The sequence below is a fragment of the Paraburkholderia sp. 31.1 genome, from assembly GCF_014397645.1.
Lineage (GTDB): Bacteria > Pseudomonadota > Gammaproteobacteria > Burkholderiales > Burkholderiaceae > Paraburkholderia > Paraburkholderia tuberum.
In genome coordinates this window covers 25,138-44,945 of record NZ_VZQN01000048.1, presented here as the reverse complement: position 1 = coordinate 44,945, position 19,808 = coordinate 25,138, and the positions used below count along the sequence as shown (strand labels likewise).

21 protein-coding genes are annotated in these 19,808 nt (G+C 63.9%); 7 read left to right on the top strand and 14 right to left on the bottom strand.

All coding sequences use genetic code 11. The annotated features are described in order from the left end of the window. Positions 1-29 precede the first annotated feature (29 nt). Positions 30-647 carry a TetR/AcrR family transcriptional regulator gene (locus F6X37_RS29735; protein ID WP_184039356.1) on the bottom strand — a complete coding sequence of 206 codons (618 nt, stop codon included), beginning with the start codon at positions 645-647 and terminating at the stop codon, positions 30-32. Between the two features lie 76 nt (positions 648-723). Here F6X37_RS29735 and F6X37_RS29730 point away from each other — a divergent pair, with 76 nt between their 5' ends. Further along, a complete protein-coding gene (locus F6X37_RS29730; protein ID WP_187613769.1) occupies positions 724-2,184 on the top strand; it encodes an efflux transporter outer membrane subunit in 1,461 nt (486 codons plus the stop codon). A gap of 76 nt (positions 2,185-2,260) precedes the next feature. Next, positions 2,261-2,890, top strand: coding sequence for a TetR/AcrR family transcriptional regulator (locus F6X37_RS29725; RefSeq protein ID WP_262420074.1), 630 nt, complete (start codon positions 2,261-2,263; stop codon positions 2,888-2,890). Between the two features lie 419 nt (positions 2,891-3,309). On the opposite strand, the gene F6X37_RS29720 is transcribed toward F6X37_RS29725, so the two are convergent. From F6X37_RS29720 to F6X37_RS29710, 3 genes are read right to left on the bottom strand one after another with little or no spacing between them, the layout of a single operon-like run. Then, positions 3,310-3,762, bottom strand: coding sequence for a hypothetical protein (locus F6X37_RS29720; RefSeq protein ID WP_187613768.1), 453 nt, complete (start codon positions 3,760-3,762; stop codon positions 3,310-3,312). Then, positions 3,746-4,309 (bottom strand): lysozyme, encoded by a 564-nt coding sequence (locus F6X37_RS29715; RefSeq protein WP_187613767.1) that lies wholly within the window; start codon positions 4,307-4,309, stop codon positions 3,746-3,748. Before F6X37_RS29715 ends, F6X37_RS29720 begins: the two co-directional genes overlap by 17 nt. Beyond that, entirely contained in the window at positions 4,309-4,752 is a 444-nt protein-coding gene (locus F6X37_RS29710) for a hypothetical protein (RefSeq protein WP_187613777.1), read from the bottom strand. The genes F6X37_RS29715 and F6X37_RS29710 overlap by 1 nt, the downstream gene beginning before the upstream one ends. A 542-nt stretch (positions 4,753-5,294) precedes the next feature. Here F6X37_RS29710 and F6X37_RS38080 point away from each other — a divergent pair. Next, positions 5,295-5,900 carry a hypothetical protein gene (locus F6X37_RS38080; protein ID WP_410451440.1) on the top strand — a complete coding sequence of 202 codons (606 nt, stop codon included), beginning with the start codon at positions 5,295-5,297 and terminating at the stop codon, positions 5,898-5,900. A gap of 47 nt (positions 5,901-5,947) precedes the next feature. Here the strand turns inward: F6X37_RS38080 and F6X37_RS29700 are convergent, their stop codons facing one another. Then, the gene (locus tag F6X37_RS29700; protein ID WP_187613776.1) at positions 5,948-6,901 is read right to left on the bottom strand and encodes a hypothetical protein; all 954 of its coding nucleotides are present in this window, start codon (positions 6,899-6,901) and stop codon (positions 5,948-5,950) included. A 271-nt stretch (positions 6,902-7,172) separates the two neighbouring features. Then, positions 7,173-7,751, bottom strand: coding sequence for a hypothetical protein (locus tag F6X37_RS29695; RefSeq protein ID WP_187613766.1), 579 nt, complete (start codon positions 7,749-7,751; stop codon positions 7,173-7,175). Positions 7,752-7,993: 242 nt separating this feature from the next. On the opposite strand from F6X37_RS29695, the gene F6X37_RS29690 reads away from it, so the two are divergent. Together F6X37_RS29690 and dmeF are read left to right on the top strand one after the other, a co-directional pair. Next, a complete protein-coding gene (locus F6X37_RS29690; protein WP_026226594.1) occupies positions 7,994-8,269 on the top strand; it encodes a metal/formaldehyde-sensitive transcriptional repressor in 276 nt (91 codons plus the stop codon). Between the two features lie 6 nt (positions 8,270-8,275). Continuing rightward, the gene (gene dmeF / locus F6X37_RS29685; RefSeq protein WP_187613765.1) at positions 8,276-9,193 is read left to right on the top strand and encodes a CDF family Co(II)/Ni(II) efflux transporter DmeF; all 918 of its coding nucleotides are present in this window, start codon (positions 8,276-8,278) and stop codon (positions 9,191-9,193) included. Between the two features lie 142 nt (positions 9,194-9,335). On the opposite strand, the gene pcaF is transcribed toward dmeF, so the two are convergent. The 7 genes from pcaF to F6X37_RS29650 all read right to left on the bottom strand — a co-directional run bounded on the left by pcaF (position 9,336) and on the right by F6X37_RS29650 (position 16,435). After that, entirely contained in the window at positions 9,336-10,538 is a 1,203-nt protein-coding gene (gene pcaF / locus F6X37_RS29680; protein WP_184039328.1) for a 3-oxoadipyl-CoA thiolase, read from the bottom strand. Positions 10,539-10,904: 366 nt separating this feature from the next. Continuing rightward, positions 10,905-11,885, bottom strand: coding sequence for a D-erythronate dehydrogenase (denD, locus tag F6X37_RS29675; protein ID WP_187613764.1), 981 nt, complete (start codon positions 11,883-11,885; stop codon positions 10,905-10,907). Positions 11,886-11,918: 33 nt separating this feature from the next. Beyond that, positions 11,919-12,719 carry a 2-oxo-tetronate isomerase gene (gene otnI, locus F6X37_RS29670; protein WP_187613763.1) on the bottom strand — a complete coding sequence of 267 codons (801 nt, stop codon included), beginning with the start codon at positions 12,717-12,719 and terminating at the stop codon, positions 11,919-11,921. Positions 12,720-12,780: 61 nt separating this feature from the next. Continuing rightward, positions 12,781-13,443: an aldolase gene (locus F6X37_RS29665; protein ID WP_184060667.1), complete on the bottom strand. Its 663-nt coding sequence runs from the start codon at positions 13,441-13,443 to the stop codon at positions 12,781-12,783. Beyond that, positions 13,440-14,753: a 3-oxo-tetronate kinase gene (otnK, locus tag F6X37_RS29660; protein WP_187613762.1), complete on the bottom strand. Its 1,314-nt coding sequence runs from the start codon at positions 14,751-14,753 to the stop codon at positions 13,440-13,442. Before otnK ends, F6X37_RS29665 begins: the two co-directional genes overlap by 4 nt. 14 nt (positions 14,754-14,767) lie before the next feature. Beyond that, positions 14,768-15,658 carry an L-threonate dehydrogenase gene (gene ltnD / locus F6X37_RS29655; RefSeq protein ID WP_187613761.1) on the bottom strand — a complete coding sequence of 297 codons (891 nt, stop codon included), beginning with the start codon at positions 15,656-15,658 and terminating at the stop codon, positions 14,768-14,770. 72 nt (positions 15,659-15,730) lie between these two features. Further along, the gene (locus tag F6X37_RS29650; protein ID WP_187613760.1) at positions 15,731-16,435 is read right to left on the bottom strand and encodes a FadR/GntR family transcriptional regulator; all 705 of its coding nucleotides are present in this window, start codon (positions 16,433-16,435) and stop codon (positions 15,731-15,733) included. 245 nt (positions 16,436-16,680) lie between these two features. Here F6X37_RS29650 and F6X37_RS29645 point away from each other — a divergent pair, with 245 nt between their 5' ends. Next, positions 16,681-17,505, top strand: a complete 825-nt coding sequence (locus F6X37_RS29645; protein WP_018424811.1) for an IclR family transcriptional regulator — start codon at positions 16,681-16,683, stop codon at positions 17,503-17,505. A gap of 84 nt (positions 17,506-17,589) precedes the next feature. Here F6X37_RS29645 and F6X37_RS29640 read toward each other — a convergent pair whose 3' ends face one another. After that, on the bottom strand, positions 17,590-18,780 hold the full coding sequence (locus F6X37_RS29640; RefSeq protein ID WP_187613759.1) for a M20 aminoacylase family protein: 1,191 nt from the start codon (positions 18,778-18,780) through the stop codon (positions 17,590-17,592). A 111-nt stretch (positions 18,781-18,891) separates the two neighbouring features. Here F6X37_RS29640 and F6X37_RS29635 point away from each other — a divergent pair, with 111 nt between their 5' ends. Then, the gene (locus F6X37_RS29635; protein WP_187613758.1) at positions 18,892-19,800 is read left to right on the top strand and encodes a LysR family transcriptional regulator; all 909 of its coding nucleotides are present in this window, start codon (positions 18,892-18,894) and stop codon (positions 19,798-19,800) included. Positions 19,801-19,808 lie beyond the last annotated feature (8 nt).

Sequence of the window (19,808 nt, the reverse complement as noted above, 5' to 3'; positions counted from 1 at the left end):
TTAGTCAATGGTCACAACCGAGATTTCCATCAAGGCGACAGACTGCGGAGCACGAGACCGGACAGTTGTGCAGGCGCGACCTTGGTGTAATCAAAGCTGTACTGCAGGAGCATTGGGTTGAGGTAGGGGCGCAACACCAGATAGATCGCCATCGCAGTCTCATCGAGGGGGGTTTTGCGCTCGAAGTCCCCGCTTTGCCGACCCTCCTGGAGGACATCCCGAAGCAGCTTCTGGACGCGCTCTTCATACGCAAGCACCGCCTGCCAGTTCTCCGTGGCCGCCGATGCGGCAATCTCGTAGAGCTTGCGGTCCTGGAAAAACAGACGGAGGCTCGCTTCCGTAAAGACGTTGAACATCCGCCGCAGCTTCTCCGGTGGCAGATCGGTCTGTGCGACGGCCGACCTGACCTCGGTTTCGATCTCGTGCAGGCAGTTCGCGCAAATCATCTCGCCAATGGCCTGCTTGGACTCGAAGAACTTGTAGATGTAGGCCTTGGAAAACCCGATCGCCTTGGCAAGGTCTGAGACCGTCGTTTTCTCGTAGCCATACCGGCTGAAGTGCTCGGTGGCGGCGACAACGATCTGATCCCGTACCTCGTGGTCAGCGGGGCCGCGCGCCGGGATGGGGGAACTGGTGGCTTTTTTCATGGGTATAGCATACAGGAATGGACAACCAGTGACTATTTGGTATTATAGTCACCACCGGAATCTTGCGAAGACGCTCATGCTACCCAAACCCATCCTTGCCGCGGTTATTGCCGCCAGTCTCTCGGCTGGCTGCGCTGTAGGCCCCGATTATGTCCGGCCCGATGTAGCCATGCCCGAGCAGTTCCAGGGCCAGGCCGCGGTGGATCACCGGCACGCGGCGGCCAGTGCCGGCCTTGTCACGTGGTGGACGGGTTTCGATGATCCGCAACTGACACGATTCGTCACGCTCGCACTGGATCAGAACCTGGACCTCGCGCAGGCCGCCGCTCGCGTCTCGCAGGCGCGCGCGGGACTTGGCGCGGCGAATGCCGCGCTGCTGCCGTCCGGCACTGTCAGCGGGCAGGCGGCGCGAGTCTACCAGTCGGTCGAAACCCCCTTGGGGCGAGTTCTGAATTCGACACCCGGTTTCGATCGCTACGGCAATGATTACGAGGCTGATTTCAACGCGAGCTGGGAACTGGATGTGTTTGGTGGCCTGCGTCGCGGGCGGGAAGCGGCACTTGCCGAATACCAGGCTTCGGAAGCCGGTGCGGTGGCCACGCGCCTGGCAGTGGCGGCGCAGACTGGCGATATTTACATCACGATTCGTGGATTGCAGGCCCGTCTGGAGGTTGCCCGGCGGCAGGTGCAGACGCAGCAGGATCTGCTTTCGACCATCAACCTCCTGTATAGCAAAGGATTGGCGGCCGACCTTCAGGTGAGCCAGGCCGAAGGTGCGCTGTCCCAGGTTCAGGCATCCGTCCCGGTCCTCGAGGCGGGTCTGGATGCTGCGATGAACGCGCTGGATGTAATGCTGGGTTCACAGCCCGGCACGCATCGAGCCGAACTGGTCGAAGTTGGCGACATCCCGGTCGCCCCGCGGATCGCGGACACAGGATCGCCGGGTGAGTTGCTCAGGCGCCGGCCCGACCTGATCGTGGCCGAGCGTCGCCTCGCCGCATCGAACGCGCGCATTGGCGTGGCCATCGCCGAGTATTACCCCAAGGTGTCGCTTAGTGGACTGCTCGGCAGCGCCACCTCGGTGGCCAGCGGCAACCTGTTCAGTACCGGCGCCAATCAGGCCGCTGGCGTGCTGGGGCTGCGCTGGCGTCTGTTCGATTTCGGCCGCATCAATGCGCAGATCGAGCAGGCCAAGGGGCAGCAGGCGGAAATGCTGGCCGCGTATCGGCTCGCCGCGCTTCATGCAACCGAAGACGTCGAGAACTCATTCTCGGCACTCGTGAAGCGCGAGCAAGAGGCCGCGGTGCTCGCCCAGGGAGTGAACTCGCTCGGCCGGGCGCGAGCCGCCTCGTTCGCAGCCTATCAAAAAGGCGTCGTCAGCCTGATCGAAGTCTTGCAGGCCGACGACAACCTGCTACGCGCCTCGGACGAGCGGGTGCAGGCGCAAACGGAATCCGCACGCGCAGCCGTTGCTGCCTTCAAGGCGCTCGGTGGCGGATGGCAACCTCGCGAATCCGAAGCGGTCGCCATCAAATAGCAACCCTACGCACCCAACGATTTGCGAGGAGCGTGGATTTTGGCCGTCGTTCTTTGCCAGATGAGCGCTTTGCCGCATGCCACACAAACGAATGACGCGAGCAGAAAGCCGCGAGCGAACCCGGCGGCGCTTGCTCGACGCAGCAGCGTCGAGCATCGCCGAAAAAGGGTTTGCTGCGACTAGCGTGGAGGATATCGCAGCCCAGGCCGGCTATACCCGCGGCGCGTTTTACTCGAACTTCAGCAGCAAGAGCGATCTATTCGTCGAACTGCTCCGTCTCGATCACCAGAACATGCAAGAAAACTTGCAGAAGCTGCGAGACGCCGCACCGTCCAGCGAAAACCTGCAAGTGCAGCTCACCTTGTTGTACGCGCAGTGCTATCGCGACGACAACAACTACATCATCTGGGCTGAGGCACGTTTGCATGCCATGCGTGACGCGGAATTCCGACAACATGTGAATGCCTTATGCCTGCAAAAGCGCGACATGATCGCGTACTTCATTGAGCAGCTATGCAAGCGCCTCAACATACAGTTGCCGGGCCCTTTCGCCGACCACGCGCTCGCCGTTATCGCATTGATCGACGGCATCCTCTACTTCAACATGATGATGCCCAATGATCTGTCGAACGCTTCGGCCGAAGCGATTTTGAGCAACGTTTTGACAAAGATGTTCTGCAATGCACCAGTCCTGACTGAAACATAGTTTGATCTTGCGCCTCCTCCACAGATACCCGGTCAAGCGATTCAATCCATTAGTTGGTATCAGCCAAGTCTCCTGGTTGTCGCGCGCGCGGAGGCGGCCAGAGAGTCAACGGAGAATGGCTGATAGAGTGTCCGTTCGGATTTCTTACCGGCCGTTGACCTGCGGAAGCGTCAAATGACCGGAGAGGGGACTGGCCGCCACTGCCGCCGCTGCACGATGTTGAAATTAGCTGGATGGGGCCTAACGGCTTCGTGCTCACCGGCATCGAGTTCATCGGCGATGTCGCGTATGCCCAGTCGTGGTGGTGCCGCTTGCCTGCATGACCTGCCTTTAAATGGCCCCGTCGAAACGGGTCGTTCAACCCGTTTTTATTGGATAGAGGTCGACACAAATTCATTGCGTCACTCTCGCAATCCTTTCTACTGACTTCTTCGAAGTAATTTATTGATCGCAGCACATTTTGGAATTTTTGATGTTTCCATATCTCCAGGACAAGCCAGCCACTTATAGAATTCCATTTCCTGCGACGCGATCTTCAACCGGCATTCCGCAACCTGAAAACCAGTATCAGGAGCATAGCGATCACTCCATTCGTTAAACGAATAAGCGATTAAAGTACAGTCCGATGATATTTTTTCATTCCATACTTCAAAATTCTTGTCTAGAGCAATTTGTTTATCTCCCGTCGTGATCTTCCTGATGCTTCGATACAGCTTCTCTGCGTCAGCGAGAATTTTTTCTGTGTCGGCGTTAGTGCAGGCAAGAAAATCGTTTCGCGTTTTTGCCTTTTCTTCACATGACGTATCCGCAAACACGGAAATAGATGCCGATACAATTAATACGGCCACGATGGCTTTAATGGCTGTGGTCATAATTTCCTTCTTTGAAAAGACTACCTTCTGAGCGACGTCGCTTGATCAGTCCACGCGGACGCACACCACCGGCCATCGTGTACTCCAAAAATTTTGCCGGCACGCGGCCATAATGACCCGAGTTAACAAGATTCAACAAGCCAGAATTACCACTTGGAAGATTATATACAAAGCAAACAAGTGCGTCGTACTCGAACTGATATAGTGGCACGTGAATTTTTTTATTTACAATGCGCTCCGGGTATTCAAGATCAAGCAGCAATAATTCTCGTGCCTCCGCAATTGTTATGCCATTACGAAACGGCGCTTCAGACGCCGCACCAGATATTGGCCCCATATGAACCAGATGCCCATATCCAACAGTTGCATTACCTCCCTTACCAGCCCCGTCATTGTCATATATATGCGGCATGAAAGCTTCCCAGCCTGCAATGAAAGTTATCCCTTGTCGCGATATCTTCCAGGGTTTGCCTAGCCGTCTGGATTGGACCACCATATTGGAATCCGGATTTGTATTCGTTACCGCTGTTCCAAGTGCGTCAGGCATTACGCCTCCTCTCTGTGACCAAGATAAATATGTATGGATTGAGCGCCGTTTGTTTTGTAGCGTTTAGTGCGCCCCAGACCATCCGTTACGCCATGGACGAGCGAACCGGACGGCAGACGAACCGTGTAATACGTGTCAGGCATAACGCGGCCGTCACCATCTTTGAGTGTGTATTGTTCGTCGTGAGTGCGATCCTTCGACGTTAGCGCTGGCGCTGCCTTCCGCTCGCGACAGTCGCACGCCCATGCGTAACCCAGGGCTTCGGCCATGTCGTAACCGTTTGAATACGATTTCAGCCTATCGAACGGAAACCATTCGCCGGTTTCGGCGTTCAGCGCCATGGCGGACGGCATTGGCGGGAAGTTTGAGTAGATTGAATAGGTGATACGGCAAAGCTGGCACTCTTCCTTGCCGCCGGTTTCATCCTGTTTCTGCTGTCCCATTTGACCTCTGCTGATTTTCCAGAACACACGCAGAGAATTAATCATCTAACACACGACACGGTCAACGACTTTAATTTGAGATAAAACCATTTTGACAAATATTTTCGATTCTGATGATTCCGGGCATCTCATTCAGTGCATTTTTCCGATATCACGGCCCAACACAAATGGCGGCATTGAGCCCTAATGCCGTTCAGTTAAGCGACTAAACGGCATTTTTGTTTCCTGCGCAAAGTAGTTGTAAACGGGGCGTGGCGATTACCGACACCAGTCAATCAGCGAGGTCGTCGATGAACTGGACCTTGCGTTACCTGTGGCCGATGCGTCGTTTGTCAGCAGGAGTGCCATCACCCAGGCGCGGTAGCGCGTCGGCGTGACGCCACTGGCGTGGCTGTTTCACGAATCAGCCAGAAACTGGGTTGCGCAGGATCAGGACCGATACCTCTTCAAGGGATTCTCGCTGTTCGCGATGGATGGCACCACGCTGCACCCCGCCGACAGTGCCGCCAACCGCAGACATTTCAGCGCCTCTGCCGCTGCTCATGGCCGCAGTGGTAGCTTACCCCCAACTGCGCGCGGTTACGCTCACCGCGCTTGCCACGCATCTGGTGCCGGGCTATCGCCGCATGCGTCTCGACACGCTGCCGACGATGCAAGCGGCGCTCGGCCTCTACGCATCGCTGGGATTCGAGCCCATCGACGCCTACGTGTTCAATCCGGTCCCCGGCGCGATTTTTCTGGAACGCGATCTGACGCGGCCGCGTTCAATGTCATGGCGGTGCAGGCCTGACCCGGCCTGCAGGTATGCACTCGCTCATTGCCCCGTTCTGCTGGCTCAAGCCACGCACGACCACCTCGGACGATTTGCCGTCACGCCGCGCGAGTTCGGCAAGATCGAGCAACGCGGCGTAGCGCGCGGAACAGTCGCTCGCCGCGCCGGCGTCGGGGTTCGCGCGAAGGTCGTCGTTGGCGTCGCCGGCTGCGTTGACCGCCAGCAACGTCGCCACGACGATCGTCGCGAGCGCGACCGTTTTGCGGAGCGCGCCCCGCCCAGCCCTTTGCGCTCGCGAGTGACGCTCCGCCTCAGCAGATGGTGGACACGAGCCCGCCATTTCGCACATCGCGTCGCACCGCGCGGCGCGACGTGAGCGCCACGATTCTACGCAGGTTCTGATTCTCATCGCCGCGCTCATCGTCACGCCCAATGCGCCGGCACCCACACGCGCCCGACCCAATGGCCCGGCACCCAGACCGCAGCCCGCGGCGCGACATACACGGGACGCGGCGCGACGTAGACGGCCGGCGGCGGGGGCGGCGCCACGACCACCACCGGCGGCGGAACATAGGCCGGCGGAGGCGTCACCACGACGGTCTTCGGCTGCACGTACACGACCGGCGGCGGCACGACGACCGGCGGGGGCGGCGCCACGACCACCACCGGCTTCGGCGCAACGACCACGGTCGTACCGGTCGCCGTCGTGGTCCCGCCCGCGACCACCACCCCGCCTGTTACCACCGTACCACTCGAGGTCACCGTGTGGCCTTGCGTGCCGGTCACGCTCGTCGAAGTCGTCACGACGCCGGGCGCGACCCGCGTCGCGGTGCCTGAGTGATAGACGTTGTTGTTGTCCGGACCCGTCACCGTGCCCGAGCGCGCGCAGGTCGAACCCGCGCAATTCGTCGACGCAGAATGATTGACCGTATTGCCGTTCGACCCGGTGATCGAGCCCGACGACGAATACTGGCCCGGCGCGGTGCGCGTCACGTCGCCGGACGTCGTCGCCGTTTTGCCGTCGGGACCGGTCAGCGTGCCGCTATGCGAGCAGGAGCCGCCCGCGCAGCTGGTGTCGCCCGAGTGCTGCACCGAGTTGCCATAGCGGCCCGTCGCGGTACCCGAGTTCGTGAACTGGCCGGGCGCCGTGCGCGTGACCGTGCCAGTGTTGCTCGCGACGCCGCCATAGGGACCGGCCACGCTGCCCGCATGCGAGCAGCTACCGCCGCCGCACGAGCCGTAGTGCGCGCCGTTATAGACGCCGCGCGACGTGTACGCGGTGCCGTGACCCGACCACGCGAACGCCGATGCGCTGCCGAGCGCGAGCACGGCGGCGGCCGCGCCGAACACCGCCTTGCGCAGCGCGCCTCGCGCCATGCTGGCGCAGACCCTGTCGGAACCTGCGAATGAACGATTTTTCACGGTATGTCCTTGCTGGATTCGGGCCACTTGCGTCACTGCCGCGTGGCGACGAACGGACTATAGAAGGACACTCCGCGGAAATCATCACGGAACATATGTCGCGCTGTTTCACCGCGACGCGGGCCGGCCAGGCAAGGTTTTGCGGGCATTCGGCGGGAGCCGCGACATATTTCGACATAGTTTGCGAAACAGATGCGGCCGCCGGAATCGACTGCGGCCCCGCCGCTCACTGCCCGACCGGCGTCACCTGCACCGCGGCGGCCGACACGAACGCCGCATGCACGGTGTCGCCGACCTTCACGTCGCTCAAATCGACGTCGGGCGCGGCTTCGAAGGTCTGGGTCTGATACGCGCCGCGCAGCGTCACGAGGCGCTGCTTGCGATCGATCTTCAGCACGGTCGCGAGCACCTCGGTCTGCCGCGCCGACTCGTACCCGCCCGACGCCGGCGCATAGCTCCGCCGGTCGACCCGCTCGCGAATCCCCTTGCCCGCGCTGCTTGCCTTCTCGACCTTGGTGAGCAACGCATTCTTGTACAGCACGTCGACGCGATCGCCGATCTTCAGCTGATCGAAACCGGCAACCTGCTGGCTGACGAGCACGATCGCGACGTCGCCATGCGGGCCCTTCAATGTCAGCGAGCGGTTGCCCGCATCGATGGCGACGATCTCCGCCGTCATATGCACCGGCTGCGCCGCGCTGAGCACCGCTTGCGCGGTGCTCGCCATGTCGTCCTGCGCTCGCGCCGGCGGGGCCGCGGCCACCACCGCGATGACCAATGCTGCAGCTATCGTCGCTGTTTTCATCCGCGTTCTCCTCCTGCAAGGTATCGATACGGCTTGACGGTCGGTCATGCGCGTCGAGCGCATTCGCTTCGTGCTACGCAGCATTCGTGCCCGGCGTCATGAACTCCGCGGCTACAGGACAACCACGGCCAACAGTATGACGCGAACGATTTGCCGACGTATGCATCGGCATGGCCGCCGACAGCCATCAGAAACGCCATCTCGGCACCGTGCTATCCTATATACCCATAGGGGGTATATGTATGGCACATCTAAGCACACACAAAGACGGCTTATTGAAGCGCGTTCGTCGCATCGCGGGCCAGGTTCAGGCTATCGAGCGTTCACTGGAGTCGGACGCCGATTGCGAAAAAGTCCTGCACCTGGTGGCCGCGACCCGCGGCGCAATGAACGGCCTGCTCGACGAGATCGTCGAGGCGCACGCGCGCGAACATGTCGCGCATCCGGACCTGACGGCCAGCCAGCGCAAGAAGGGAGTTGATGCATTGATCGGCGCAATCCGCCGCTATTCGAAGTAAGTTTGTATGACTGACCATCTGATCCACAAACACGAGCACTCGTTTCTCGGCAGCTCGCACGACGACAACGCGCGCCGGACCCGCTTCGTCGTCGCGCTCACCGTTGTCATGATGATCGGCGAAATCGCGGCCGGTTACGTGACCGGCTCGATGGCGCTGCTCGCCGATGGCTTCCACATGGCGACGCATGCCGGCGCGCTTGGCATTGCCGCGCTCGCGTATGCGTTCGCGAGACGCAACTCGGCAAACCGCGCGTTCAGTTTCGGAACGGGAAAAGTGGGCGAGCTTGCCGGCTTCGCTTCGGCGCTGATTCTCGCGCTGGTGTCGCTTGGCATCGGCATCGAATCGGCGATCCGGCTCGTTCATCCCACCGGTGTCGCGTTCGGGCAGGCCGCGGTGATTGCGGCGATCGGGCTGGTCGTGAACATCGTCAGCGCGCTGCTGTTGTCGGGCGGCCATGCACACCATGGGCATCACGATCATCACCATCATCACGACCATGCGCATGGGTCCGACAACAACCTGCGCTCGGCCTACGTGCACGTGCTCGCCGATGCGCTGACCTCGGTGCTGGCGATCGTGGCCATGCTGGCCGGCCGCTATCTCGGGTGGGTCTGGACGGACCCGCTGATGGGCATCGTCGGATCGATCGTCATCGCGCGCTGGGCATGGACGCTGATGCGCGACACGGCCGACGTGCTGCTCGACAGAACCGACGAGCACGTGGCCGGCGAAATCCGCGAGATCCTGGATTCGCACGGCGACGCCGAGATCGCCGACCTGCACGTCTGGCAGATCGGCCCGCAGGCGCGAGCGGCGATCGTCAGCGTGCGCACGCATGGCGGCGTTACGGCCGAGACGATCCGCGCGCGGCTCGCACCGGTGCATGAGGTCATGCATCTGACCGTCGAAGCGGCGTCATAACGCCTGCGCCCGGCGCAACAAGGCGCGATCAAAACAAAGGGCCGGCGTGTCTCGACGCCGGCCCTTCTGCTTTTTACTATTCAGCTTGCGCGGAGACCCGCCTGGCGCGGGGACCGAAGCTGGCGCTAAACCAGCTCACGCATCACACGCGCTCGATCGCGATCGCGATGCCTTGGCCGACGCCGATACACATCGTGCACAGCGCGAAGCGGCCCTGCGTGCGTTGCAGCTGATACGTCGCGGTCGTCACCAGACGCGCGCCGCTCATGCCGAGCGGGTGGCCGAGCGCAATCGCGCCGCCGTTCGGGTTCACGCGGGGATCGTCGTCGGCGACGCCGAGGGCGCGCAGCACCGCGATACCTTGCGAGGCGAACGCTTCGTTCAGTTCGATCACGTCGAACTGATCGATCGTCATGCCCAGACGCGCGAGCAGCTTCTGCGTGGCGGGTGCCGGGCCGATGCCCATCACGCGCGGCTCGACGCCGGCGGTGGCCACACCGAGCACGCGGGCGCGCGGCGTGAGGCCGAAGCGCTTCGCGGTCTCTTCATTGGCAAGCAGCAACGCCGCCGCGCCGTCGTTCACGCCCGATGCGTTACCGGCCGTCACCGTGCCGTCCGGACGCACGACGCCCTTCAGCTTCGCGAGCGTTTCGAGGCTCGTTTCGCGCGGATGCTCGTCCTGCATGACCGTGATCGGATCGCCCTTCTTCTGCGCGATCGTCACGCCGACGATCTCCTGCGCGAGCGTGCCGTCGCGTTGCGCGCGCGCCGCCTTCTGCTGGCTGCGCAGCGCGAATGCGTCCTGGTCGGCGCGGCTGATGTTGTAGTCGGTCGCGACGTTTTCGCCGGTTTCCGGCATCGAGTCGACGCCGTACAGCTTCTTCATCAGCGGGTTCACGAAACGCCAGCCGATCGTCGTGTCGTAGACCTCGTTCTGACGCGAGAACGCGCTGGTCGCCTTGGGCATCACGAACGGCGCGCGGCTCATGCTTTCGACGCCACCGGCAATCATCAGCGCGGCCTCGCCCGACTTGATCGCGCGCGCGGCGATGCCGACCGCATCCATGCCCGAGCCGCACAGACGGTTGACCGTCGAGCCCGGCACGTCCTTCGGCAGACCCGCGAGCAGCAGCGACATGCGCGCGACGTTGCGGTTGTCGTCACCGGCCTGGTTCGCGCAGCCGTAGATGAGGTCGTCGATCGCGGTCCAGTCGACGTTCTTGTTGCGCTCCATCAGCGCCTTGAGCGGCACCGCGCCCAGGTCGTCGGCGCGCACCGACGACAGCGAACCCGCATAGCGGCCAATGGGGGTGCGAATCGCGTCGCACAGAAATGCTTCGGTCATGGGATGTCTCCAGTTGAGATGCTGCGTGCGCTGCGCCTCGGCCGGCTTCGCACCGATGAGGCCGGTTCGAGGCGCCGAGGCATCGGCCCTGGGCGCCAACGGCCGCGGACGGGCAACTGCAAAATGGCGGCGGCGTAGCGCGCCGACACGTCGAAGCAGCTTAGCGCAGGATCGTGAACGATGGGCTTGGGATTGACGACCGATACGGCTGTCGCCTCTTCTTCGCCCTGCCTCGTGTTCTATATACGAACACAAGGTCATATATCGAACAAAACAGCCTCGATAATAGGCGGGGGCGCGAAAGCATGTCAAGCACGGCCGCAGCCGTGCCAAGCGACACCAGGGAATACGCGGAGGGGGTGATCTTCAGCGAACTTCGATTCCTTCATCGGCGATGTAGTCGCGAATCACGTCCGCGAAACTGCGCTCGGTCGCGAGCCCGAGCCGTTCGGCGCGCGACGTATCCCACGCGCCGGGCCAGCTGCCGACGATCTTCTCGATGCGCTCGTCGGGCTGCCGCACAATGCGGTTCGCGACCGCCTCGCCCGCGACCTCGCGCAGTGCCGCGATCATCTCGTCGACGCTGACCGACAAGCCCGGCAGGTTCAGCACGCGTTGCTTGCCAAGCGCGGCGCCATCGAGTTCGAGGCCGGCGATAAGACCCTCGATCGCCTTGCGCGGCGACAGCAACCACAGCCGCGTCGAACCGGCGACCGGACACACGGCCTCCTCGCCATTGAGCGGCTCGCGGACGATGCCGCTCGCGAACGACGACGCCGCCGCATTCGGCCGCCCCGGCCGCACGCTGATGGTCGGCAGCCGCAGCACGCGGCCGTCGACGAAACCGCGCCGCGAATAATCGTTGAGCAGCAGCTCCGCGATCGCCTTCTGCGCGCCGTACGACGACTGCGGATTGAGCGCGGTGTCGTCCTGCACGACCGCAGGCAGATCGCCACCGTAGACCGCGACCGAACTGGTGAACACGACGCGCGGTTGGTGCCCGCGCTGCCGGCAGATTTCGAGCAGCAGCCGCGACGCATCGAGATTGATGCGCATGCCGAGATCGAAGTCCGCCTCGGCCTGGCCGCTGACGATCGCGGCGAGATGAAAGATCGCCGAGGTTTGATCGTCGATCACGCGTTCGAGCACACTGCGCTCCGCGATATCGCCGACTTCGGTGCGCACGCGCGCATCGCCGTAATCGTGTGCGCGCACGACGTCGAGCAACACGAGCCCGGTAATCGCTTGCGGCGCGCCGTGCGCATCTTTCAGTGCGCCGCGCGCGAGCAGTTCGCGCGCGAGACGCTGGCCGAGAAAACCGGCACCGCCGGTGATCAGTACTTTCATGGTTACGTGTGCGTCAGTGGTTGTCGGAAAGAGTCAACGCCCCGCATCGAGATAAGGCTTCAGCCAGCCAAGCCCCGCCGAGGTCCCCGCGCGCGGCCGGTATTCGCAGCCGATGTAGCCGTCGTAGCCGAGCGCATCGATCAGATCGAACAGGTACGGGTAGTTCAGCTCACCGATGTCGGGCTCGTGCCGCTCGGGCACACCCGCAACCTGGATGTGACCGATGCCGGCCATATCGCGTTTGAGCTTCGTCGCGAGATCGCCCTCGACGATCTGGCAGTGATAGCAATCGAACTGCACCTTCAGATTCGGCGCGCCGACTTCGGCGCAGATCGCTTGCGCGTCGTCCTGTCGATTGAGGAAATAGCCGGGCATGTCGCGCGTATTGATCGGCTCGATGACGACCGTGATCTGTTCGGCTTGCGTGGTCCGCGCGGCATAGGCGAGGTTGTTCAGGTACACGTCGCGTTGTGTTTTGCGCTGCGTTTCACCCGCTTGATCGCCGGCGATCAACCCCGCCATCACATGCAGCTTGCGATTGCCGAGCACGCGCGCGTACTCGAGTGCCGTGTCGATGCCGCGGCGGAACTCGTCCTCACGGCCCGGCAACGACGCAAGGCCGCGCTCGCCGCCGCTCCAGTCGCCGGGTGGCGCATTGAACAGCGCCTGCGTGAGGCCATGCGCGTCGAGCCGCGCCTTCAGCTCACCCGGGCGGAACTCGTAGGGAAACAGGAATTCGACCGCGTTGAAGCCGTCGCGCGCGGCGGCGGCGAAGCGATCGAGGAACGCGTGCTCGTTGTACATCATCGACAGATTGGCGGCGAAGCGAGGCATGGTGGCAACTCCTTCAAGACAGTGCGATACGGTGCGCGGCGTTCATCGGCAATGCGCGCTGCTACCAGCGCGCGCCGAACGCGGCACGGAGTTCTTCGATCGCGGCGGCGTCGAGCGGCGCGGGCCGCGGATTCGTCATCAGCCACAGGCGCGCGGTCTCCTCGAGTTCTTCGAGCGCATACGACGCGTGCGCGACCGAGCGCTCCCACACTACCGGCCCCAGACGTTCGAGCAACACCGCGCGCACCCGATCGGCCAGCGCGGCGATCTGCGCGGCCACTCGGGGATCACCCGGGCGTTCGTAGCGAATCAGCGGTACGTGGCCCACTTTCATCACGTAGTACGGTGTGATCGGCGGCAACACGTCCGCTTCGCTCCACACGCCCGCGAGCGTCAATGCGACCAGATGCGTCGAATGGGTATGGACGATGCCGCGCGCCTCGCCGTTGCGCGCATAGATACCGCGATGCAGCGCCAGCGTTTTCGACGGCTTGCCGCCCGACACTGCGTGGCCGTTTGCATCGACCTTCGCGATGTCGGCGGGATCGAGGCGGCCGAGGCACGCGTCGGTCGGGGTGATCAGCCAGCCGTCGTCGAGCCGCGCGCTGATGTTGCCGGCGCTGCCGACCGTATAGCCGCGCTGATACAGGCTCGCGCCGACCGCGCAGATTTCCTCGCGAACGCGCGCTTCGGCGCAGGTGTGAAGTGCCGGTGCGTCGCTCATTGCGCGGCTCCGTCGAGATGGCGCAGGGCCTTGTCGAAGAAGTCCGTGGTGCCGAAATTGCCGGATTTCAGCGCGAGTGCGAGCGGCTCGGCGCCGGTCGTCGCCGTGGCCGGCACGCCCGGATCGATCTGCGCGCCGATGCGCAGCATGCGCACGTCGAGCGCCTGCACGACGGCGCCCGAAGTCTCGCCGCCCGCGACGACGAACTTGCGCACTCCCCGTTCGCGCAGACCGCGCGCAATCGCCGCCAACGTCTTCTCGACCAGATGCCCGGCCTCGTTGACGCCGAGTTCGCGCTGCACGGCCTGCACTTCGTCGGGCGATGCGGTCGCATAGACCAGCACCGGTTCCGCGTGCACGAAGCGCTGTTGTGCGAACGCTAGCGCCTCGCCGACGACGTCCTCGCCGCGCGCCGCCGCGAGCGGATCGATGCGGAACGCGGGCCGTGTCGCGCACCAGGCGGCGACCTGCGCGTTGGTCGCCGTCGACGCACTGCCCGCGAGCACCGCCGACAAACCTTCTATACGCGGCAATTGCGCGGCATGGGTTTGCTCGCCGAGCAGACCCGCGCGCCGGAAGTTAGCGGGCAAACCAAGCGCGACGCCGGAGCCGCCGGTGATCAGCGCGAGATCCGCGCAGGCCGCGCCGAGCGTGTGCAGATCGGCGTCGGACACCGCATCGGCAATCGCGATGCGCACGCCGTCGGCGCGCAACGCGGCGAATGCGGCACGCACGGCCGCATCGCCTTGCGCGAGCTGGTCGTAACGCACGAGGCCGACCTTCGATTGCGTTTGCCGCCGCAGCACGCGCACGAGGTTCGCGTCGCGCATCGGCGTCAGCGGATGGTTTTCCATGCCCGACTCGTTGAGCAGCGCATCGCCGACGAACAGATGAGCGCGAAAAATCGTGCGGCCGTTCTCGGGAAACGCGGGACACGCGATCGTGAACGACGCGCGCTCAGCGAACTCGGCGGACAGCGCATTCAGCAACGCATCGGTCACCGGGCCGATGTTGCCCGCATCGGTCGAATCGAAGGTCGAGCAGTACTTGAAGAAGAATTGCCGACACCCTTGCGCGCGCAGCCAGGCGAGCGCGGCCAGCGATTGCGCGACCGCGTCGGCGGCCGGGATCGTGCGCGACTTCAGCGCGACGACGAGCGCGTCGGCGCCAAGCGCTGCGTTGGAGGTGGGCACGCCGATCGTCTGCACCGTGCGCATGCCACCGCGCACGAGCATGTTGGCGAGATCGGTGGCGCCGGTGAAGTCGTCGGCGATGCAGCCGAGCAGCGCGGGTTTCGTTTGAGTCGTCATGACCTCTCCCTCGCCTATTGCTTCGTCGGCAATTCGATGCCTGGGAAAATCTTCACGACCGCCGAGTCGTCTTCGCCACCGTGGCCCGCCGTCGACGCCATCATGAACATCTGATGCGCTGCCGCCGACAGCGGCAGCGGAAACTTCGTGCGACGCGCGGTATCGAGCACGAGGCCGAGGTCCTTGACGAAAATATCGACCGCCGACAGCGGCGTGTAGTCGCCCGCGAGAATATGCGGCACGCGGTTCTCGAACATCCACGAATTGCCCGCGCTATGCGTGATCACGTCGTACAGCGCGTGCGGGTCGACACCTTCGCGCAGGCCGAGCGCCATTGCCTCGGCGGCCACCGCGATATGCACGCCGGCCAGCAGCTGGTTGATGATCTTCACTTTCGAGCCTGCGCCATGCGTGGCGCCAAGCCGATACACGTTGCCGGCGATCGCGGCGAGCACGTCTTCGCACGCGGCATAAGCGGCCGCGGGACCGGACGTCATCATCGTCATCTCGCCCGACGCCGCGCGCGCCGCGCCGCCCGACACCGGCGCGTCGAGCATCTGCAGACCGGCCGCCTCGACGCGCTTGCCGAGATCGCTCGCGAACTCCGGCGCGACCGTGGCACTCGCGATCACGACGCCGCCCGGCTTCATGGCCGCGAGCGCGCCGTGCTCACCGAACAGCACGGCCTCGGTTTGCGCCGCATTCACGACCAGCGTGATCACGACCTCGCACTGCGCGCCGAGCTCCGCGGGCGTCGCACAGCCGATGCCCCCTTCATCGACGAACGCCTGCTGCGCGTCGCGCCGCAAGTCGCACGCGTGGACCCTGAAGCCCGCGCGCAACAGCGAGCGCGCGACGCCGAGCCCCATGGCCCCCAAGCCAATGACACCGACAGTTCTCGACATGCATGACCTCTATGGATGGGTGCCGCATTCGTGGGTTCGCGCGCGTCGGAATCACCGCGCGCCTTCAGCGCGTCAGACGATGCCCGCCTCGGCAAGCCGCCGCGCCGCGTTGTACAGATGCGTCTGCGCGGCGTTGCGCGCCGCCATCGGATCGCCGGCGCGAATCGCCGCGGCGATCGCCGCGTGCTCCTCGCGCACCTGCCGCGAGAAGTCCTCGCGCAGCGCCTCGTTGCGGCGCGTGACGACCGTACCCGCTTCGAGGTACTGATTGAGGAACGTCAACGTCTTCAGGAAATACGGATTGCCCGTAGCCGCCGCGATCGCGCGATGAAACGCGACGTCTTCGGCGACGCCGTCTTCGCCAGTGCCGACCGCGTGCTCGATGCGCGCGAGCGCGGCGTCGATCGCGGCCATGTCGGCATCGCTGCGGCGCATCGCGGCTTCGGACGCGACCTCCGCCTCGATCGCGCGACGCAGCGCGAGGATCTGCACGACCGAGCCCGGCTCCACGGCTTGCGCGTAGTCGATTCGCAGCGGGCGGATCGCGCCGTGCCCGGCGACGAACACGCCACTGCCCTGGCGCGGCTCGACCACCCCCTCGTTCTTCAGCCGCGACAGCGCCTCGCGAATCACCGTGCGGCTTACGCCGAACTGTTGCGCGAGCACGGCTTCGGTCGGCAGCCTGGCGCCGCGCGCAAAGGTGCCCTTGTCGATCTGCTTCAGCAGTTGCTGCGCCACGGTGTCGCTCAAAGCGCGCGCGGGAATCTTGTCGAACATGGCGGATCGGTTGGACAGGGTGTCGCGAACTAGTCAGGTTATCGGGTCATCATACAAATTTGGAGTGGGGAATCGCATCCACGCAAACCCTGGGGTTTTTGCACGAATCGGCGTTATTTGGCGAAATAGAAGGCTTAAGCTATCGTCTCGCCTTTGCGCCGCAACGCAAAACGCGTCGCCGCATCGAAACGAACGCGCGTCGCGTGTCCTTCGCACGCACTCTTCCGAACCCACGATCAAGGTCCATGAGCAAAGCCCTGCCGCCGTCTTCCGTCGCGCCCGCCAACGCCGAACCGGCCCCGGAGAAACCGGGCGACTCGTACGTGCAGTCGTTCGCGCGCGGCCTCGCGGTCATCCGCGCGTTCGACGCGACCCGGCCTGAGCAGACGCTCACCGACGTTGCCGCGGCGACTGGCCTCACGCGCGCCGGCGCGCGCCGGATCCTGCTGACGCTGCAAACACTCGGCTATGTGGAAGCCGAGGGACGCCTGTTTCGTCTGACGCCGAAGATTCTCGACCTCGGCTTCGCGTATCTGACCTCGATGCCGTTCTGGAATCTCGCCGAACCGGTGATGGAAAGCCTGTCGGCGCAGGTGCACGAAAGCTGCTCCGCGGCCGTGCTCGATCGCACCGAGATCGTCTACGTGCTGCGCGTGCCGACTCACAAGATCATGACGATCAACCTGTCGATCGGCAGCCGCCTGCCCGCGTACTGCACGTCGATGGGCCGCGTGCTGCTTGCCTCGCTCGACGACGAGACGCTCGACGCCACGCTGAACTCGACGCCGCTCTACGCGCACACGCCGCGCACCGTCACCGACAAGCAAGAGTTGAAGAAGCTGATCGAGCAGGTGCGTCGCCAGGGGTGGGCGATCGTCGATCAGGAGCTCGAAGGCGGCTTGATTTCGCTGTCCGCGCCGATTCGCAATCGCCAGGGCCGCGTGATCGCCGCGATGAACATCAGCGGCAACGCACAGCGCAATTCGGCCAAACAGATGGTGAAGGCGTTCCTGGAACCGCTGCAGCGAGCCGCGCAGACAGTCTCGGAGATGGTCGCGCGGCGCGGCTAATGAACGCTTCGTGGCTCTGGCCGCGCGGTGATGAGCAGCCGGGCGCGCACGCCTCGTGCGCGCCGCGTCGTTTGCATCAAGCGCTCACTGCGCGAGATAGCGCTCCACCAACCGCGCCCAGAACGCCGCGCCGATCGGCAGACTGCGGTCGTTGAAGTCGTAGTGCGGGTTGTGCACCATGCAACCGTCCTCGCCGACGCCATTGCCAATGCGCAGGAACGTGCCCGGCCGCTTCTGCAGCATGAATGCGAAGTCCTCGCTACCCATCAGGATGTCGGTCTGCTCGACCACCTTGTCGTCGCCCACCAGTTCGCGCGCGACCTGCACCGCGAAATCCGTTTCGGCATCCGTATTGATGACGACCGGATAGCCTTCGATGTACTCGACGTGCGCTTTGCCGCCATAGCTTGCGGCCTGCGACTCGGCCAACTCAGTGATGCGCCTCTTCAGCAATGCGCGCACCTCGGGGCTGAACGAGCGCACGCTGAGCTCGAGCCGCGCGCTGCTGGAAATCACGTTGTTCGCGGTGCCCGCGTGCATCGAGCCGACCGTCACCACGGCGGGCTGCGACGGATCGACGTTGCGCGCGACGATCGTTTGTAGCGCCATCACGATGCTCGCGGCGACCACGACCGGATCGACGGTCAGATGCGGACGCGCCGCATGGCCGCCGACGCCTTCGATCGTGATGATCGCCTTGTCGCCCGCCGACATGAACGGTCCCTTGCGGAACAGCAACACGCCCGGCTCGGCTCCCGGATGGTTGTGCAGGCCGAACACGGCGTCGCACGGGAAGCGCTCGAACAGGCCGTCGTCGATCATCTTCAGCGCACCGCTGTCGATGCCGCTTTCCTCGGCCGGCTGGAAATACAAATGCACGGTGCCCGAGAAATTGCGCGTGGCCGCGAGACGTTGCGCGGCGCCGAGCAGGATCGTGGTGTGACCGTCGTGGCCGCACGCGTGCATCTTGCCGTGGGTGCCGCTCGCGTACGGCAGGCCGGTCTGTTCGATGATCGGCAACGCGTCCATGTCCGCGCGAATGCCGATGCTGCGCTTGCCGTCACCCTCTTTCAGCGTGCCGACCACGCCGGTCTTGCCGACCCCGCGCGTGACCTGCCAGCCCCACTGTTCGAGTTTTTCCGCGACGAGCGCCGCGGTCTGCACTTCCTCGTACGCGAGTTCCGGATGGTGGTGAATCTGATGGCGAATCTCGCGCAGGCTCGCGGCGGCGGGTTCCAGATCGGACACTTCGGTCAAACGCGGGGTCTCGTTCATAGTTTGTATCGCTCCAGTGAGTAGCCTCGCACTATAGCCACGCTGTTTTGTTCGAATAAGATGCTATTTTTTTCACCCTGATTAACAGGCCTTATATACGGGGTTACCCTTATGAAGCTGCAGCAGTTGCAGGCCTTCGTCGCCGCCGCGCATCACCGCAGTCTGCGCGCCGCCGCGCGTGAGCTTGGCGTCACGCAGCCGGCCGTCACGCATACGATTCGCGAGCTGGAAAGCGCGCTCAACGCCGAGCTGATGGTGCGCAGCGTGCGCGGCATCGAGCTGACCGCGTGCGGGCTCGCGCTGTTGCCGCGCGCCGAGCAGTTGCTCGGCGACATGCGCCGCACGGTCGAGGCCGTCGAGCAGGTCAAGGGCGAACTGGCCGGCAAGGTCAGCGTCGGCACGATGCCATCGCTCGCGCTGACGGTACTGCCGCATGCGGTGTCGAGCTTTCGCGAGCGGATGCCGCTCGTGAGTCTGCATCTGGAGGAAGTGACGGTGCCCGACGCGCTCGCGCGTCTGCGCAACGGCGCGCTCGATCTCGCGGCGATCCATCACGTTCTGGCATTGGATAACGATCTGGTGCAGGTGCCGCTGTACTCGACGCAGTTCGTCGTCACGATGCGCGCCGGCCATCCGCTCGCGAACGTCACGCGTCTGTCCGAGCTGCTCGACGCCGAGTGGATCGTCACGGTCGGCGCCGATCACTTCCCGCACAGCGTGATGATGGCGATGTTCAGCGCGCACGGCTTGCCGGTACCGAAGCGCTTGCTGCGCGCGCCCTCGTCGTTTGCAGTCACGCTCGGGCTCGTGTCGCAGACCGACGTGATCAGTTGCTTCACGCGGCCGCTTGCGCAGAGGGTCGCGCCGCTCGGCATTCGCGTCGCACAGATCGAAGACGCGCTGCCGAACTACGATCTGAGCATCATCTCGCGACGCGATCTGCTGCCGACGCCGGCCGTGCAGCAGTTCGTCGCATGTTTGCGGCAGGTGACGCGGGAGCGGATGGGAGCCGTGCGGTAAGGCCGCGT

Excerpts from the sequence above, each read along its gene's own strand:
- ltnD (WP_187613761.1), bottom strand. The coding sequence starts at position 15,658 with ATGTCGAGAACTGTCGGTGTCATTGGCTTGGGGGCCATGGGGCTCGGC.
- F6X37_RS29635 (WP_187613758.1), top strand. The coding sequence starts at position 18,892 with ATGAAGCTGCAGCAGTTGCAGGCCTTCGTCGCCGCCGCGCATCACCGC.
- F6X37_RS38080 (WP_410451440.1), top strand. The coding sequence starts at position 5,295 with ATGGCCGCAGTGGTAGCTTACCCCCAACTGCGCGCGGTTACGCTCACC.
- F6X37_RS29640 (WP_187613759.1), bottom strand. The coding sequence starts at position 18,780 with ATGAACGAGACCCCGCGTTTGACCGAAGTGTCCGATCTGGAACCCGCC.
- otnI (WP_187613763.1), bottom strand. The coding sequence starts at position 12,719 with ATGCCTCGCTTCGCCGCCAATCTGTCGATGATGTACAACGAGCACGCG.
- denD (WP_187613764.1), bottom strand. The coding sequence starts at position 11,885 with ATGAAAGTACTGATCACCGGCGGTGCCGGTTTTCTCGGCCAGCGTCTC.
- F6X37_RS29700 (WP_187613776.1), bottom strand. The coding sequence starts at position 6,901 with ATGGCGCGAGGCGCGCTGCGCAAGGCGGTGTTCGGCGCGGCCGCCGCC.
- F6X37_RS29720 (WP_187613768.1), bottom strand. The coding sequence starts at position 3,762 with ATGACCACAGCCATTAAAGCCATCGTGGCCGTATTAATTGTATCGGCA.
- F6X37_RS29645 (WP_018424811.1), top strand. The coding sequence starts at position 16,681 with ATGAGCAAAGCCCTGCCGCCGTCTTCCGTCGCGCCCGCCAACGCCGAA.
- F6X37_RS29715 (WP_187613767.1), bottom strand. The coding sequence starts at position 4,309 with ATGCCTGACGCACTTGGAACAGCGGTAACGAATACAAATCCGGATTCC.
- F6X37_RS29650 (WP_187613760.1), bottom strand. The coding sequence starts at position 16,435 with ATGTTCGACAAGATTCCCGCGCGCGCTTTGAGCGACACCGTGGCGCAG.
- F6X37_RS29725 (WP_262420074.1), top strand. The coding sequence starts at position 2,261 with ATGCCACACAAACGAATGACGCGAGCAGAAAGCCGCGAGCGAACCCGG.
- pcaF (WP_184039328.1), bottom strand. The coding sequence starts at position 10,538 with ATGACCGAAGCATTTCTGTGCGACGCGATTCGCACCCCCATTGGCCGC.
- otnK (WP_187613762.1), bottom strand. The coding sequence starts at position 14,753 with ATGACGACTCAAACGAAACCCGCGCTGCTCGGCTGCATCGCCGACGAC.
- dmeF (WP_187613765.1), top strand. The coding sequence starts at position 8,276 with ATGACTGACCATCTGATCCACAAACACGAGCACTCGTTTCTCGGCAGC.
- F6X37_RS29735 (WP_184039356.1), bottom strand. The coding sequence starts at position 647 with ATGAAAAAAGCCACCAGTTCCCCCATCCCGGCGCGCGGCCCCGCTGAC.
- F6X37_RS29730 (WP_187613769.1), top strand. The coding sequence starts at position 724 with ATGCTACCCAAACCCATCCTTGCCGCGGTTATTGCCGCCAGTCTCTCG.
- F6X37_RS29665 (WP_184060667.1), bottom strand. The coding sequence starts at position 13,443 with ATGAGCGACGCACCGGCACTTCACACCTGCGCCGAAGCGCGCGTTCGC.
- F6X37_RS29710 (WP_187613777.1), bottom strand. The coding sequence starts at position 4,752 with ATGGGACAGCAGAAACAGGATGAAACCGGCGGCAAGGAAGAGTGCCAG.
- F6X37_RS29695 (WP_187613766.1), bottom strand. The coding sequence starts at position 7,751 with ATGAAAACAGCGACGATAGCTGCAGCATTGGTCATCGCGGTGGTGGCC.
- F6X37_RS29690 (WP_026226594.1), top strand. The coding sequence starts at position 7,994 with ATGGCACATCTAAGCACACACAAAGACGGCTTATTGAAGCGCGTTCGT.